General features: G+C 30.1%; 15 protein-coding genes. 7 read left to right on the top strand and 8 right to left on the bottom strand.

Annotation, left to right across the window (positions count from 1 at the left end):
* From ACPKM0_RS05525 to ACPKM0_RS05495, 7 genes are all read left to right on the top strand, one after another.
* Window positions 1–343, top strand: a 343-nt coding sequence (locus ACPKM0_RS05525) for a carbohydrate kinase family protein (RefSeq protein WP_472474086.1), incomplete at its 5' end; no start/stop codon positions are given.
* Window positions 344–363: 20 nt separating this feature from the next.
* A complete protein-coding gene (locus tag ACPKM0_RS05520; RefSeq protein ID WP_472474084.1) occupies window positions 364–1,413 on the top strand; it encodes an NAD(P)-dependent alcohol dehydrogenase in 1,050 nt (349 codons plus the stop codon).
* A gap of 28 nt (window positions 1,414–1,441) precedes the next feature.
* Window positions 1,442–2,503: a zinc-dependent alcohol dehydrogenase family protein gene (locus ACPKM0_RS05515; RefSeq protein WP_472474082.1), complete on the top strand. Its 1,062-nt coding sequence runs from the start codon at window positions 1,442–1,444 to the stop codon at window positions 2,501–2,503.
* A 188-nt stretch (window positions 2,504–2,691) separates the two neighbouring features.
* Window positions 2,692–4,446, top strand: a complete 1,755-nt coding sequence (locus ACPKM0_RS05510; protein ID WP_472474081.1) for a hypothetical protein — start codon at window positions 2,692–2,694, stop codon at window positions 4,444–4,446.
* 282 nt (window positions 4,447–4,728) lie between these two features.
* Complete coding sequence (locus tag ACPKM0_RS05505; RefSeq protein WP_472474079.1) at window positions 4,729–5,835, top strand: hypothetical protein; 1,107 nt, start codon at window positions 4,729–4,731, stop codon at window positions 5,833–5,835.
* A gap of 315 nt (window positions 5,836–6,150) precedes the next feature.
* A complete protein-coding gene (locus ACPKM0_RS05500) occupies window positions 6,151–6,774 on the top strand; it encodes an RICIN domain-containing protein (protein ID WP_472474077.1) in 624 nt (207 codons plus the stop codon).
* Window positions 6,775–7,162: 388 nt separating this feature from the next.
* Complete coding sequence (locus ACPKM0_RS05495; RefSeq protein ID WP_472474075.1) at window positions 7,163–8,332, top strand: hypothetical protein; 1,170 nt, start codon at window positions 7,163–7,165, stop codon at window positions 8,330–8,332.
* A gap of 404 nt (window positions 8,333–8,736) precedes the next feature.
* Here the strand turns inward: ACPKM0_RS05495 and ACPKM0_RS05490 are convergent, their stop codons facing one another.
* The 8 genes from ACPKM0_RS05490 to ACPKM0_RS05455 all read right to left on the bottom strand — a co-directional run bounded on the left by ACPKM0_RS05490 (window position 8,737) and on the right by ACPKM0_RS05455 (window position 16,945).
* Window positions 8,737–9,408, bottom strand: a complete 672-nt coding sequence (locus tag ACPKM0_RS05490) for a D-lyxose/D-mannose family sugar isomerase (protein ID WP_472474073.1) — start codon at window positions 9,406–9,408, stop codon at window positions 8,737–8,739.
* Entirely contained in the window at window positions 9,389–10,417 is a 1,029-nt protein-coding gene (locus ACPKM0_RS05485) for a carbohydrate kinase family protein (protein ID WP_472474071.1), read from the bottom strand. Before ACPKM0_RS05485 ends, ACPKM0_RS05490 begins: the two co-directional genes overlap by 20 nt.
* Window positions 10,410–11,291 (bottom strand): class II fructose-bisphosphate aldolase, encoded by an 882-nt coding sequence (locus ACPKM0_RS05480; protein ID WP_472474070.1) that lies wholly within the window; start codon window positions 11,289–11,291, stop codon window positions 10,410–10,412. The genes ACPKM0_RS05485 and ACPKM0_RS05480 overlap by 8 nt, the downstream gene beginning before the upstream one ends.
* Before the next feature lie 54 nt (window positions 11,292–11,345).
* Window positions 11,346–12,332 (bottom strand): ABC transporter permease, encoded by a 987-nt coding sequence (locus tag ACPKM0_RS05475; protein ID WP_472474068.1) that lies wholly within the window; start codon window positions 12,330–12,332, stop codon window positions 11,346–11,348.
* Window positions 12,333–12,348: 16 nt separating this feature from the next.
* Window positions 12,349–13,833 carry a sugar ABC transporter ATP-binding protein gene (locus ACPKM0_RS05470; protein ID WP_472474066.1) on the bottom strand — a complete coding sequence of 495 codons (1,485 nt, stop codon included), beginning with the start codon at window positions 13,831–13,833 and terminating at the stop codon, window positions 12,349–12,351.
* A gap of 87 nt (window positions 13,834–13,920) precedes the next feature.
* A complete protein-coding gene (locus ACPKM0_RS05465) occupies window positions 13,921–14,865 on the bottom strand; it encodes a substrate-binding domain-containing protein (RefSeq protein WP_472474064.1) in 945 nt (314 codons plus the stop codon).
* Window positions 14,866–14,965: 100 nt separating this feature from the next.
* Window positions 14,966–16,273, bottom strand: a complete 1,308-nt coding sequence (locus tag ACPKM0_RS05460) for an ABC transporter substrate-binding protein (protein WP_472474062.1) — start codon at window positions 16,271–16,273, stop codon at window positions 14,966–14,968.
* Window positions 16,274–16,282: 9 nt separating this feature from the next.
* A complete protein-coding gene (locus ACPKM0_RS05455; protein WP_472474060.1) occupies window positions 16,283–16,945 on the bottom strand; it encodes a response regulator in 663 nt (220 codons plus the stop codon).
* Window positions 16,946–17,079: the final 134 nt, after the last annotated feature.

Here is a 17,079-nt window from a genome sequence, read left to right as displayed (position 1 = left end):
AAAAGCTATTAGAATATTTAGAGATGCATATGATATTGACTTAATCTTTTTAACATTAGGAAGAGATGGCTCTAAAGCTTATTATAAAGATATATGTGTATCAGCTCCAACTTTCTTAGAAGTTAAATGTGTAGATACAACAGGAGCAGGGGATAGCTTTATGGGTTGTTCTCTCTCAAAAGTATTAGAATATGGTATTAATAATTTAAATAAAGATAATTTATTAGATACTCTTTATTTTGCAAATGCAGGGGCTTCTCTTGTAGCGAGTAAAAGAGGTGTAATTAGAATATTACCATCTTTAAGTGAAATCGAAGCTTTAAAAGAAACTAAATTGAATTAAAAAAATAAAAGGATATACTCATGAGTGAAAAAATGAAAGTCGCCGTAATGGAAGGCATAGGTAAAATTGGCTATGTGAATAGAGATATACCAACAGTAAAAGATGATGAAGTATTAGTTAAAATTCAATACGTTGGAGTTTGTGGATCTGATTTACATTATTATGAAACAGGTAGAATAGGAGATTATATTGTTGAGCCTCCTTTTGTATTAGGTCATGAAGCAAGTGGTGTTGTAACAAAACTTGGTAAAGATGTAACTGATTTAAAGATTGGGGATAGAGTAGCATTAGAACCCGGTGCAACTTGTGGTAAATGTGAATTCTGTAGAACTGGTAGATATAATCTATGTCCTGATGTAGTATTTTTTGCAACACCTCCAGTTGATGGAGTATTTAGTGAATATGCATCTCATCCAGCTTCTCTATGTTTTAAACTACCTGATAATGTAAGTTCTATGAACGGTGCTTTAATTGAACCTCTTGCAGTTGGTTTTCATGCTGCAGATCAAGGTGGTGCAAAAGCTGGTCAAAAAGCTGTTATTTTTGGAGCAGGTTGTATTGGACTAATGACTCTTTTAGCTCTTAAATCATATGGTTTAACAAGTATTACAGTTGTAGATATTTTACCAAATAGATTAGAACAAGCTAAGAAAATGGGAGCAACTAATGTTGTTAATTCCTTAGACAAAGATTTTAGAGATCAATTTGATGAAATAACTAATTCAAAAGGTTTTGATATTGCTTTTGAAACTGCAGGAACTGAAATCACAACAAGACTTTGTGTAGATGTAGTTAAGAAAGGAAGTCACATTGTATGTGTTGGTTATTCTAAAACAGGGGAAATGACTCTTCCTATGAGCTTAATATTAGATAAAGAGTTAACATTAAATACTGTATTTAGATACAGACATGTTTATCCAAAAGCTATTGAGGCTGTAAGTAGTGGTGTAATTGATCCAAGTGATGTTGTAACAAATATCTTTGAATTTGATGATGTTCAAAATGCTATGGATAAATCAGTTGAAGATAAAGCAAATATTGTAAAATCTGTTATAAAAATTCAAGACTAAACATATTAAAACAAAAGGAAAGTAAAATATGAAAGGTAAAATGTTAGGAGCTAAATTACCAGGAAACAGTAATGTTGAATTCAGTGAGTTTGATATACCAACTCCAGGTCATGGACAAGTATTACTTAAAATGAAATCTTCCACTATTTGTGGTAGTGATATTAGATGTATATATAGAGAACATTTAGGAAAAGGCCCTGAAGGTTATCAAAATGTTATTGCAGGTCATGAACCTTGTGGTCAAATTGTAGAAGAAGGGCCAGGGCTTAAGAGATTTAAGAAAGGGGACAGAGTAATTGTATATCATATCTCAGGTTGTGGTGTGTGCCATGAATGTAGACAAGGATATATGATAAGCTGCACTTCTGATAAAAGAGCTGCATATGGTTGGCAACGTGATGGCGGAATGGCAGAATATCTAGTTGCTGATGAAAAAGACTTAGTAGCATTACCTGATAGCTTAAGTTACAGTGATGGAGCCCAAGTTGCTTGTGGATTTGGTACTGTTTATGAAGGAATTGAAAAAGCAGGGGTTTCTGGAAATGATGCTGTTCTTGTTGTAGGTCTAGGTCCTGTAGGATTAGCTTGTCTTATGCTTTGTAAAGCAATGGGAGCAAATAAACTTATTGGAATAGAAACACAACAATCAAGAATTGATGTTGCTAAAAAACTTGGATTAGTTGATGAAGCATTTATAGCAGGTGCTGATAATGTTGAACAAGTTAAAGCTGTAACAGGTGGACATGGAGTTGAGAGAGCATTTGATTGTTCAGCAAGTGATAAAGGTCGTGCAACAGCAATTAGAGCTACAAGAAAATGGGGAAAGATTGTAATGATTGGGGAAGGTGGAACAGTTCACTTTAATCCTAGTGAAGATATGCTTCATGATCAAAAAACTCTAATTGGCTCTTGGGTAACAAGTATTTGGAAAATGGAAGACTTAGTAGAGAGAATAGTTAGATGGGGAATACACCCTGAAGATTTAATCACTCACAGATTCCCTCTAGAAAAAGCAGATGAAGCTTATTCATTAATGGCAAGTGGTCAGTGTGGAAAAGTAGCTGTATGCTTTGATGAAGAGTTAAAATAATTTAGATCTTTTTGGGATAAAATCCTTTAATGATAATATTTACAAATTACATAGTAAATTGAACAAGATAACCTTATTTGTTAGTATACAAGTAAGGTTATTTTTATATAGTAAAAATAAATTTTTAAAACTTGTTATATTTATATCTCTCCCTTATAATTGCTTTTGATTGTTATAAGGATGTATTTATGAAAAGAAAATTATTATTATTTTTAATGCTTACAATATATGTAAGTACGGTTAGTGCTATCGATTATGGAGAGAAAATTTATCCATTAGATTCTCACCTTTATGAATCAATTGAGAAATTATATTTAATAGAAGGTCACTCTCTTCCTTCAACTGCTAAACCATATAGTGGTAGTGAAGTAAAGGATATGTTAAATATAATAAAACCTAGCTCTAAAGTTTCAAGAAAATTGTATGATAAGATATTAAATGAAGTAACTTTACCTGCTAAAATTATTTTAGATGATAATGATGTTGCTATGAATTTTGATACAACTATAGCTTTAGAGACATATATTCATACTAATGAAGTTTTTAAGGATGAAGAATATTGGATTTATGGATTTAATGAAAGAGAGAAAAATCTTGATATAGAATGGGATTTATGGAGTACAGATAATATTTATGTATATTTTGATGCTCCTTTATTAATGAACTCTTTAGGTAATCATCATAATGATGTAAGTGGAAATTACTTATATCAAAATATAATTACAACGAATTCACCTTTACTACCACCAGCAGACCTTGGAGCAGATGGAGATTTTACATTTCCATATAGAAGTTTTATGTCAGTTGGAGATAATCATTGGAATTTATCATCAGGGAGGGATAGATTTTCTTGGGGACCTGGTGAAAGTGGTAACTTTGTTTTAGGAGATCATTTTATTCAACATGATTTTATTAAATTTACAACTTTCCATAATTCATATAAATATACTCTTTTATCATCATTTTTCCCACCTGATTCAACAATGGGTGTTGATCAAAATTGGGAGCCAACAGGTTTTAAAATGTTTTTAGGCCATAGAATTGAATTTAGTTTATTAGAAGATAAAATAGGTTTAGCTCTCAGTGAATCTGTAATGTATAAAACAGATTATAACACTTTAAATTTAGCTGCAATTAATCCTTTTGGATTTTTTCATAATGAATATATTAGAGGAATGGCGAATTCACTAATTTCAGTTGAAGTTGATTATAATCCATTTGGTTATCTTGATTTCTATGGACAATTTGCAATTGATGAAATTTCATTAGGAGAGACAATGCAACCAGATCCGGGTTCTTATCCTAATGCTTTTGCACTTATGCTAGGAGCAAAAGCTGCTTTCCCTATTAAAGATGATTATATAGTAAAGACATCACTAGAAACTGCATTTACAGATCCCTTTTTGTATCTTAGAGGTTTAGATGGAACAGCTGACGGTAGTGCAGCTGGGTATAGTCATGGCTATGGTTTTGATGCAATAGTTAAGAATTTTAATAAGCCTGGAGATTATAAAAGAATGTATTTAGGTTATGAATATGGTGGTGATGCAGTTGTTGTAAACTTTACATCTTCTTTTGAAAATATTGATAACTATAATGTATATTTTAATGCTATGTATATGTTACATGGTAATAAGAGACTTGATTCAGGATGGAGTGCTTATGGGAAAAATGGTCTTGATGAATTAGTAACAATTTTATCAGGTGATGTAATTGAGAGAACATTAATTCTAAGTTTGGGTGGTAAATATGAATTTAAGAAATTAAATGGACTTTTTGCAAAGGCAAATCTTGATTATATAAATATTGTAAATATGAAGAGTGATACAGCAACTACAATAACTGCTGATGATTACGGTGACACCTATGATGAATATTTAAATATTGAAGATAACAACCATAGTGATTTTCAACTAAGTCTTACATTAGGCTATTCTTTCTAAGTTATTTTAAACAGATAAACATTTTAGATTATTGTTTATCTGCTTATACTTTTAATATAATTAGTTACCATCAAATAAATTAGTTATTAAGTTGTTATATATAAAAAAAATAATTTGTCCATTTTTTATTATAAAATAATGGACATAAAATATAGATATGAGTTAAATAAATAAAATAAAAAAAATACTATTTGATATTAGCAAATATATAAACTTATACTACCGGCAACTTCTATACTTCGACTTTTTAACACGGAGATAGATTTTTTTTGGAGTTGTGATTTGAAAAAAAAAGTATTTGCATTTATTGCAGTTTTAGCTATTTGTATATCTAGTGTATATGCAGATTTAGATTATAAGTTTGACTTAGTATCATTTGATCCTCTACATAAAGAGTATTTTGCAGATAGAACAAGTCCTGAATTCTCACTTAATTATTTAACTTATCTAGAAGGTTTTCCAACCTATATTATGCAAGATGAATATATAAGAGATGAAACAGAAGTAAATAAAATTAATATTTGGGAATTTGATGAAATAATCCAGCCTGAAGATAAAATGGTCCATCTAAAATTAGGTGAAACTCTCTCTGTTGCAAGAAGTACATTTTCTTTTGACTCAATATTAAGCCCAATTTCTTTTGATTTTTCTATGCAAGGTTTGTTGCAAGAATTCTTCTTAGGTGGGTTTGATGATAGCTTTGGATATGATGGGATTTATTTCTTTGGTGGAACCTTTAGAATAGGGGACTTTTTATCCATGAGAATTGGCAGACAACATTATTGTTCTCATTATGGTGATATTATCTTTAAAAGAATTAAAAGAAGTAGTGATCCAAGTTATTCAGAATTTTGGATAACTTATAAATATGTAAGAATGGATAATTATGCTATTGGTTTATCAATAGATCCAACACCATATTTAAGATTGTATGGTGAATTAAAATATCCGCCAAAAAATATTAAGAGTGTAAGACCTGATATGTTTGCTCCAAATTGGGTTGTAAGAGATGGAGTAACAATTAATCCAGATTATCCTGATAGTTATAATGCAAGAATTGTAAATCTAGGTATAGAAGTAGAATATCCTATCTTTAAGAAATTTGGTTTAGGTAATACAACAATAGGGTATGATTTGTATTTGTACGAAGAGGGTAAAGTCCAATATGAATTAGTTAATGGTGGATCTATATACTTTGATGAAGATGCTCAATGGGAAAGAGAGCATAATTTGATAGCACAAGAGCTTAATGATGTAATCTCTATTGAAGTAACATACCATAATGGTAGATCACCTTTTAATAATATGTATTATCAACATACTGAAATAATAGGTGTTGCTGCTAGATTTAACCCTAAATCATCAGTTACTTTATTTGATACCAAATAAATTATTATATTTAGAAACCTCTAATATTATAAACATGATATAGGATAATAAAATAAGCCATCCTTTCTTATATAAGCATAAATAGTGATAATTATTATACTAAAAAGGATGGTTTTTTTATGCTTTTTCTACTGGTATGATTTAAATTCTTTAACTAAAAAATTATTGATAAGAAAAGCTATAGATGTATTAGTTATTCTAATTACTAGAATTAATTATAATTTGATATAAAAATAATTTCTATTTAAAAAGTAAATAATATATGCTATATTGAAACTTGTGTTATAAAGATCATTTATTAAAGGAGTCAAATTAATGATGAATAAAAGTAGATTAGTAAATTTAATAGTAGCTCTATTTGCTTTAGCAAGTTTGATGAGTTGTGCAGCTTATCTTGAAGAAGTTAAATATCTAAATGAAGTTGGTATGGACCAATATCAAAAAGAAGAAAAAGCTATAAAAGCTGCTAATAAAACTAATGTTGTTTATAGTGATGAATATGTTTCAATTGAAGAAAATGGTATATATTCTATGAAAGAATATTTACGTGATGATAAAGTTCCACTTAGTAATGGAGGTAAAGGTTCTATTGTAACTATGGTAGATTTAAATTCTTCTTTATTTAATAATAATATAAAGATTGTACCTGCTCTTGGTGTAACTGGTTATTATTATATTCAACCGCTCAATTCAGATTTAGTTTGGACTGTTAAAGATTCAGCTATAGATGATTTAACACCTATCGTACTAGAAACAAAAGGTGGTCGTAATAATCAACTATTTAGTTTCTCAGATGGTGGATCTTCAAATCTATATTTAATAAGAAATAAAGATAATGGTAAATTGTTATATAGCTACAATGGACAATTGGTAATTAATACGCCTAAAGATGAAAGTATTAGATATATGTATAAATGGGAGTTAATACTACAAGACTAATAATTGTAATATATATTAATTGATAAAATTGTTACTTTTGCATTCTTATGCTAGGTAACAATTTTTTTAACTCTTTAATTTTTTTGAATTTAGAAAATAGTATATTTAGTTAGGATAAGGTTGATTGTTACAATTATAGTTAGTCTTAATATGGTTTAGTTTAAATAATACAATTTTAAGTTTATTGATTGATTAGCATGAATAAAAAATTATTTTTTTTTAAAAGATGTAAAAAAAATACGAAAATAATAATAATTTGTATGCGAATATTTAGTTTTCTGAGTAAAATATTTTGCATGATAGGTAATTTTATAATATAATAAGTATAACAAAATGGACATATTTTTAAATATTATTAGTTGTGATGTTGTTCTTATAAGGAGGGCCTATGAGAAAGAAAGTGTTGTTGTTTTTAATTATATCATTATTTATTTATCCTATTTTTGCAGATGAATATAGTGATATTTATGATCTTGTTGTTCCTGAAACCTATTCAACTTTATCTGTTAATGGAGGTTTATGGAATGCTGGTGGTAATTCTAGTTTATTAGAATATGATGATAATATTATCGAAATATCACTTGTAAATGGTGTTTTTGATTTTGATGTTGAAGCAGATGTTGATTATGAATATTTAGTTCAAGATGAAACTGATTTTTTATTTATAGATGCTGATGCTAATGTAAGAGTTGGTACGAATACTAACTCAGTATTTACAAGCTTTGATGTTAATTATATTTCATATGATTTAGATATTAGTGGATTTACTGGATTTTGGAATGTAGGTGGAAGTGGTAATGCTACCATTACTACAAATTCTCTAAGTTTTGAAGTTGCACCTGCAGCTGCTATTGGTATTGGTAGAGTTTATTTAATTTATGATGTTTATAGAGCAAAAGTAATGATGGAACAACTAAATGTAACTCCAACACCTGAAAAAGTTGAAGCTGTAGTTCATGTAATGCAAAAAGCTCAAGAAATTATTTGGGAATACAGTGAAGAATCAACACAATTATATAAAGATTACTATCAACAATTAGCTGATGCTATGGGTATACCTGATAGAGCTTTTGATGTTGTTTTATTAAATGTTTTCCCATCTCAAGATTATTTATTTAATAGAGCTAGATATATTGGAATGATAAATGGTTGGGATGCTAGACTTGGTGTAGATGTAACTTATAGTAAACAAACTTGGGGTAATAATTTTAATGTTGAAGTTGGTCCTGAAGCACAAATTGGTGATTTCTTAATGGATGATATGTTGTATTTTGACGCAGCAGCTCAAGTAAAATATGATTATACATTAAATGGATCTAGTGACTTTAATGTTTATACTGATGCAAGAGTAGTTTATTTACCTAATGATTATAGATGGTGGGCTGAAGCTGAAGTTGAAGTTGATTATTTACATGGCAATGCTACACAATTACAAATTGATTTAGCAGGAGCTGCATATTATCAAGTAAATAGCAATTTCATAGTTTATGGTGGTCTAAGATATGATAAGTCTTGGGGTACACATTTATTTGCTGGTGGTGAATATAGAATTTGGTAGTTATTAAGTAGAAAATATATTAATTCCTTACATATTAAATAATTAATTATTTATATATGTGGGGAATTTTTTATAATTTTTAAGAAAGATAATAAAAAATTGCAAAACTCGGTAATGAAAAGTTGCAAAACTCGGTAATAAAAAGTTGCAAAACTCGGTAATGAAAAGTTGCAAAACTCGGTAATGAAAAGTTGCAAAACTCGGTAATGAAAAGTTGCAAAACTCGGTAATGAAAAGTTGCAAAACTCGGTAATGAAAAGTTGCAAAACTCGGTAATGTTTGATTTAAAGAATACTAATATTATAAATTTTTGATAATTGAGTTAAACTTAGTAAATACTAAAAAAGAAGCTAATGAGTTATCAAAAGCTTCAAAAGAAATATTAAAAAAAAGTTTTATTATTTTTAGTATTTAGGATATTCATTACATAGAAGTCTGTAAGGTGATTCATCTTCTTCAATTTCTGGGAATCTTCCAATAGGTGCATAGAAGAAATTGTCATTAACATCATCATTACACATAGAGACTTCTCCAATTAATACATCTCCACCTTCTACTGCAAAATCATGATATTGATAAGGCCAAATAGTAATGCTTTCTCCTGGTTTTAAATAAACTTTAGTTCCAGCTTTAGCTTTATAGCTTCTACCATCAGTATTTATCGTAACTTCATCTGTAGATAAGGAACCATCTTTTTCTGCATTATATACAGAGATTATTAGTGTGCCTCCTCCCTTATTAATTATATCCTCGCACTTATATGCATGATAGTGCATAGGGGCTCTTTGATTTTCAAAAAGCATTAATAATTTTTCTGCATATGGTTTTTTATATCTATCATCATTTTGATTACCATTTCTTAATGTAATTAGTGAAAATCCAAGTTCTTCAAATTTATTTAAGCCAAAATCAGTAATATCCCAGCCTAATTGATTATCTCTAATCTCATTATATTCATTATTTTTATCTCTCCATTCTTCATCACTCCAAGAACAAAATGGTGGGATACTAATCTTATATTCTTCTAATAAATTTTCAAATCTTTTTATTACATTATTAATTTCTGATCTCTTCATAAATACATCCTTTAGAATATTTATCAAATAATTTCATTACTTCATCATAATTAGTCATTGCATCTGTACCACCAACTGAATTTAGTGAACAAACTGCTGTAGAACAAGCTACTTTGAGAGCTTTATCAAGCGAATAATCTCTTTCAATTGATATTAATATACCTGATAAAAATGCATCACCGGCACCAGTTGTTCCTTTAATAAAACTTTTAGGAACATCTAATGATTCAGCTTTATAAATTTTATTAGTTTTACAATCAAGTCCATAATTCATAAATTGAGAGTGAATGACTACCCAAGTTGAAGCTCCTAGATCTTTAATTTTATCTAAAGCTTTAATTACATTTTCTTCAATTATCTCTTTGTTTTCATCTTTTAGAGTTATACCACTAATACTTGAAGCTTCAGTTTCATTTACAATGCAATAATTACTATATTTAAGTGCACTTCTAGCAACTTTAATAGTTTTTTCATCATTTTTAGAAACCATATCAATTGATGTCTTCATACCTTTTAATTGGGCATCGTGAAGTAGTTTTGCAGCTTTAGAACCGTATTCACTATCCTCATCCATTAACTTACCAATTAATCCAATATATTCTAGTTGAAGGATTGCTCCTTCTTTGTTTTCAAGATTTACATGATTTATAGAGAAATCTTTATTTGATGCAGGATCAAAGAAAAAAGTTCTCTGTTTTGTAAGCTCTGAATCCATAACATGAGTTACTGGAGTTTTTTCTAAAACAGTTAAGTTAGAAATATCGATATTTTTAAAGTTTTTAAACTTATTTCTAATAGTTTTAGCTGCTTCATCACATCCAATAACACTGTTACTAATTATATCAATTGAATTATCTAATTTAGCTAAATCTATCATTAGATTACCAGCACCTCCGATAGAGGCACTAGTATGGTCAATTGTAGCTAAATTACTTTCAAGTGGATATTTATTTATACAGTAGTGGACATCAAGAATGATGGGCCCTACTACAAAAATTGATTTACTCATTAAAACTAAAAACTCCAATGGCTTTTTCTACATCTTCTTTCATCGCTTGAGTCGCAATTACAGGAATTTCATGGAAGAATATATTATCGTCTTCACTATAATTTTTTAATTTGTTATATACAGCTTTACCACCGGCTAAAGTCATATATGTATAATAGTTTATCTTTCTAACACCATTTTTAATTGCACCTTGGAATTCTTCTTTTGAAAGTCCAGATCCACCATGCATAACAAATGGGATATCAATTTCAGCTTTAATTTGAGATATTCTATCTAAATCTAAAACTGGATTTTCTTTATATAATCCATGAGCTGTACCAAAGGCAATAGCTAAACAGTCAACGCCTGTTTTTTCTACAAATTCTTTAGCAAGGGTTGGGCTAGTATAAATATCTTCAACACTATCAAAGCTATCTACAGTTTCAGTTTCTCCACATTCTCCTATACCAATATCACTTGCAAGAATGTGTCCAAGTTCAGCTTCAACACTAACTCCAACACTGTGAGCAGCTCTAACAACAGCTTGAGTTTCTTTGATATTCTCTTCAAAGCTTTTAGCTGAAGCATCTATCATAACAGATGTAAAACCAAGTCTGATTGCTTCAATACATGCTTCAAAACTTGAACCATGATCAAGATGAACACATACAGGAACACTAGATTTTTTTGCAAAATGTAGCATTATCATAACTGCATCTTCAACCCTCATGAGGGACTCATGAACACCAGCGTAATTTAAGATTACAGGAGTGTTTTTTGCTTCTGCAGCTTCAATAATAGCTTGAGCACTTTCAAAGTTTGGTACGTTGAATGCTCCAATTGCAATTTCTTTTTCATTTGCATACTTTAGTACATCATTTAGGTTAACTAACATTTTTACCTTCTTTTGTTTTATATAAAAATTTTTAATTTTTAATTTTTAATTTTTTTATTTGTTTTTGTTTCTTAAGAAGTCAATAAATACTGCTAATAATATTACAGTACCTTTAACAACATATTGCCAGAATGAATTTACATTCATTAAGTTTAGACCATTGTTTAAGAAACCAATTATTAAAGCACCAATAATTGTCCCACCGATTTTACCACTACCACCACTCATTGATGTACCACCAACAACTACTGCAGCGATTGCATCCATTTCAGCACCAGTACCAGCTGTAGGTTGACCTGAATACATTCTTGAAGCTAGAACAACACCAGCTAAACCTGATAATAGACCTGTATATGCGTAAACAAAGAATTTAACTTTAGATACTGAAATACCTGAGAAGTTAGCAGCTTGTGTGTTACCACCAACAGCATACATATGTCGCCCAAACTTCGTATTATTCATTATAAGTCCCGTGACTATGAGTACAAAGACTAAGATAACAACAGGAGTTGGGATAGGTCCGATATAACCTGCACCAATGAATTGCCATTCTTTTGATACAACTCTAACAGGGGAACCACCTGTGTAAACATAAGCTAGACCACGGGCAATATTCATTGTAGCTAATGTTACAATAAATGGTGGGATAGTTGTTTTTGATATTACAGTACCATTAAATACACCAATAAGAACTGCAACAAATAATCCTAAAACGATTGCAACTGGAATAGGAAGAGCGTAACGAGCAACACCAGCGGCTGCAACACAACCACTTAGAGCAATTGTTGATCCAACTGACAAATCAATTCCACCTAAGATAATTACCATTGTCATACCACAAGCTAGGTAAAGGTTTGTTGAAATTTGTCTAAGTACATTAAACATATTCCTTGATGTTAGAAAAGCATTTGTAGTTGGTGGGTATACTGCTAAGAAAACGTAGAGAACAACAAAAGCTATGATAATACCTAAGTTTTCTTTAAAAAATTTATGAGTTCCACTTCTAAATCTAGAAGATTGAATTGTATTAGTTTTTTCCATTTTTTATAATCCTTTTTTACTCTGCAGCTAAGTGCATGATATTTTTTTGTGTAAGTTCTGTGTGATTTAAACAACCTTTAACTTTTCCATGAGCAAAGACATATACTCTATCACTCATGTTTATAATTTCAGGAAGTTCAGAAGAGATCATAATAATTGATAATCCTTCTTTAACAAGTTCATTCATTATTGAATAAATTTCAGCTTTTGCACCAACATCAACACCACGTGTTGGTTCATCTAGAATTAGTAATTTAGGTTTTGTTGCAAGCCATCTTCCAATTAATACTTTTTGTTGGTTACCCCCAGAAAGGTTTCCAACCTTTTGGGATAGAGAAGGGGTTTTTGTATCCATAAGATCAACATACTTTTGAGTGATTTGACCTTCTTTCTTTTTGTTCATTCTTATTCCTTTAATAAATTCATGAAGGACTTCGATTGTTGTATTATATTCAACACTTTGAATAAGATATAAACCTTCTTCTTTTCTGTCTTCAGGTACTAAAGAAATACCATCTTTAAGCGCATCTTTTGCACTAGAGTAGTGTTTCTTTTCACCTAAGTAGTAGATATCTCCATCATAATTTTTAGTAAGACCAAAGATACATTTAACACTTTCACTTCTTCCAGCTCCAACTAGACCTGAAAAACCTACTATTTCTTTTTCTTTTACTTCAAAAGAAACATCTTTTACCATATTACCATCATTTAAATGTTCACATTTAAGTACGGTATCTCCAACTTCTAAATAGTTTCTTGTATAATAGTTAGATAATTCTCTACCAACCATCATATTAATTAATTCTTCTTTAGAAGTTTCTTTTACAACTTTAGTTCCTACATATTCTCCATCACGAAGAACAGTAACTCTGTCGCAAATTTCATTTAACTCACTCATTTTGTGAGATATATATATAATACCAACACCTTTTTTAACTAATGTTCTCATAATTGAGAATAAGAAGTCGACTTCTTTATCACTAATGGAAGAGGTAGGTTCATCCATAACTAATATCTTTGAGTTAAAAGATATAGCTTTAATAATTTCTACCATTTGTTGCTGAGCGATAGATAAGTCTTTAACAAGAGTGTTAGGTTCAAAGTCAAGATTATAGTCAACTAGTAACTGTTTAGCATCATTGTTCATTTTATCTTTATTCACAACGATACCTTTCATAGGTTCACGACCTAAGTAAATATTTTCTGCAACTGTCATGTAAGGGACAAGAACAAGTTCTTGGTGTATAATTGCAATTCCATTTTGTTGAGCTCTAAGAACGTTATCAATAACTATTGAGTTTCCATCAATTAATATTTCGCCTTCATTAGCTTCATATATTCCCCCAAGCACTTTTATAAGAGTGGATTTACCTGCACCATTTTCTCCAAGTAATGCATGAACTTCACCTCTTTGTAGCTCAAAATTAACAGCCTTTAAGGCATATACACCGGGAAATTGTTTGTGTATGTTATTCATTTTGAGTAAAACATTGTTATCCATATTTCATCCTGCTTTTTTTTCTATCTTTGATTATTTTTCAATAAAATACTTAAGGAGTGACTAGCACTCCTTAAGTTTATTTAGGGCCTATTGCCAGCCGTCTGTGCCATATTCATCAACATTATCAATTGTGATTAAGAAAGTAGGAACAGGGTATCTTGAATCAACACTTTCACCTTCCATGATCTTATACATTAAGTCTACTGAAGTAGTTGCAATGTTAATTGGAGATTGAGCACCAGAACCTTCGATTAATGAATCAGCGCCTCTTGCGATTTCACTCTTAATGTCAGGAGATCCATCAACACCGTAGATTAAACATTCTGTGATACCAGCAGCGTTAGCAGCAGCTAAAGCACCAAGAGCTGTAGGGTCGTTACCACCGAAGATAGCAACTACATCACCGTGAGCTTGTAATAAGTCTTCACTGATTCCCATTGATTTTTGTAGGTTACCTCTTGCATCTTGTTGTGCAACAATATTAAAGCCTTTACCTTCGATTGCAGCTAAGAAACCATTAACTCTGTCTGTAACTGAGTTCATTGTAGGAGAATCTAGAACGATGATATCTCCACCTTCTGGAATCTTTTTAACTAAGTCTTCACCACAAACTTTACCAGCATTGTAGTTATCACTACCTGCATATGTTGCAACATAACTCATATCAGCAACTTCAGTGTCGAAGTTAACAATAGGAATTCCAGCTGCTTTTAATTGGTCAAGAGCAGGGATAATACCTTCAGCTTCAGCTGGGTTTAAGTAAATACCATCGATATCTTGAGCAATTAAGTCTTCAATTTGTTGAATTTGACGAGTAACATCATTAGCAGGGTCTACAGAGATAAGAGTGTCTCCTCTTTTTTCAACTTCATCTCTAATAGTTTGTTCAATAAGAACGAAGAATGGGTTTGATTGGTCCATACATGTAAAGCCATATTTATAGCCAGATTTTTCTTCTTCTGCTCCACCTTGAGCAAATACACTAGTTAGAACAACAGATGCTAATAATAATGATACTAATACTTTTTTCATAAAAAAAGCCTCCTTGATTTTTATAACTTAATAATAAGTGTGAAAAAGGAGGCGCACATCTGAAAATTGTAATTACTTTTATATGACAAATGTAATATTTTTAATTATCAAGCATAGATTGTATTGTTCTATGTAGCTGTTTGAGTGAAATAGATGTATCTAATTCTTCATTAATTATGTAATCAATTTCTTTTTCAGCTATAGCCATACATTCATTATATTCACTGAATTTTTGGGGAGAAATACTTTTATCCATGATGTCATATAATAAACTATTATTATATTTCATATCATTTACTTCCATATTCTCTAATAAAATATCAGCGATGCTATCACTTTTAGCAACTTCTTTTAAAGGAGAAGCTCCTTGTGAGAATTTATATATCTGCTCTTGTATCTTATAGTTATGTGTAAAACATTTTAATAGATCAAATGCTATATTTTTATGTTTAGTGTTAACATTTATTGCCATTAATAGAGATTGCATCTCACTTACATTATCTCCTTCAGGTCCACTTGGCATTGTGGTAAAATCCCATTGATAATCTAAGTATTTATTAATTTTATAAGGGTATGCAGTATATGTTCTGTACTCTGCAAAACTGATAGGCATAAAAGCAACTTTACCTTTATCAAAGTCTATAGCTGAGAGAGCTTGGTTTTCACTAATGGTATTAACCTTTTGCATAAAACTTACAGAATCTTTTACTCTATCATCATCAAAATATGATTTAGATCCAATATCATTAAATAGTGATATTCCATTAGTATATGTCGCATCAAGCCAATTTAAATTACTAACTCCAAAGATATCTAGTTTGTTATCATTGTTTTCATCTTTAGTGATTTCTCTACAAACCTCAATAAATTGGTCCCAGGTCCAATTAGGAGCTGGCAATTCTACATTATTATTTTCTAATAATGTTCTATTTATTGCCATAAGGTTTGGATTTACTTCGTAGGGAAGTGCATATTGTCCATTTAAATAAGTACCTGAATTATATGCTGATTCAAAATAATCATCTTTAGTAATACTAGAATCTCTTTCTATTAGTTTTTCTAAATCAAGAAGAAGACCAAGTTCTGCGAACTTGTTAAAATCTTCATTTAGGATAAAGAATACATCAGGTAAATCTCCCTCCATTGCTTTTTTAGCTAGATAAGAAGAATACTCTTCTTTTCTGATACCGGAGTAGTAGTGGACTTTTACATTAGGATATTTTTTATGAAATTCATTAATTGCATCATCGATATTTCTATAACTATCTTCACTTGCAACATTCCAGTTACTACCTGCAAAGATACCAACCTCAAGAGTAATATCATTAAGGTTTGTTACAATAACAGCTATAGCTATAATTGGAATAACAAGAAGAAGTGGTAATAATGCACTTAGAATTTTTTTCATAAAACTAAATTATCTCCTATCCATAAGTCTTTTTTGAACTGCCCAAATTGCTAGTTGAGTTCTATCTCTCAAATCTAATTTATCAAGAATGGAGCTTAGATAATTTCTAATTGTACCTTCTGATAAAAAGAGCTCATTAGCAATTTCTTTATTTGATAAACCTTTTTCTATTTGGTGGATAATTTTCCATTCTGAAGATGTGATTTCACTGACGTTTTCTTTGTCTATATCGATATAGGAAGAAGCATTTGCCATTTCTGAAAATAGTTTAACAACTTTAGATGCTACATCAGGATTAATCATAGCTTGACCACTATAGACTGTTTCTATTGCTTCACAGAGTTTTTCTGTAGATGTCCCTTTTAATAAATAACCACTAGCTCCATTTTTTAGTGCATTAAATACGTATTCATCATCATCAAAGGTTGTTAATATAATTATCTTAACCTCAGGATATTTTTCTTTTATCATTTTAGTACATTGTACTCCATCAAGTTGTGGCATTCTAATATCCATTAATACAACGTCAGGTTTTTCTTTTTTTATAGACTGGATTGCAAGATATCCATTTTCTGCAATATCTATAACATTGAAATTATCTCTACTGTCTAAAACAATTTTTAATGACTCTCTTACAAGCTGTTGATCATCAACGATTAATACTTTAATCACTATTTTTACTCTCCCCAATTCTAAGAGGGACTTTTGCACTTACTATAAATCCCTTATTACTCTTATATTCAATACAACCTTCAATACTTTCAATTCTTTCTTTCATATGACGTGTACCAAAGCCTGGCTTTATT

Source organism: Pleomorphochaeta sp. (assembly GCF_050031695.1).
Lineage (GTDB): Bacteria > Spirochaetota > Spirochaetia > Sphaerochaetales > Sphaerochaetaceae > Pleomorphochaeta.
The sequence above is the reverse complement of the archived record's forward strand: the minus strand, read 5'-3'. Positions and strand labels throughout refer to the sequence as shown.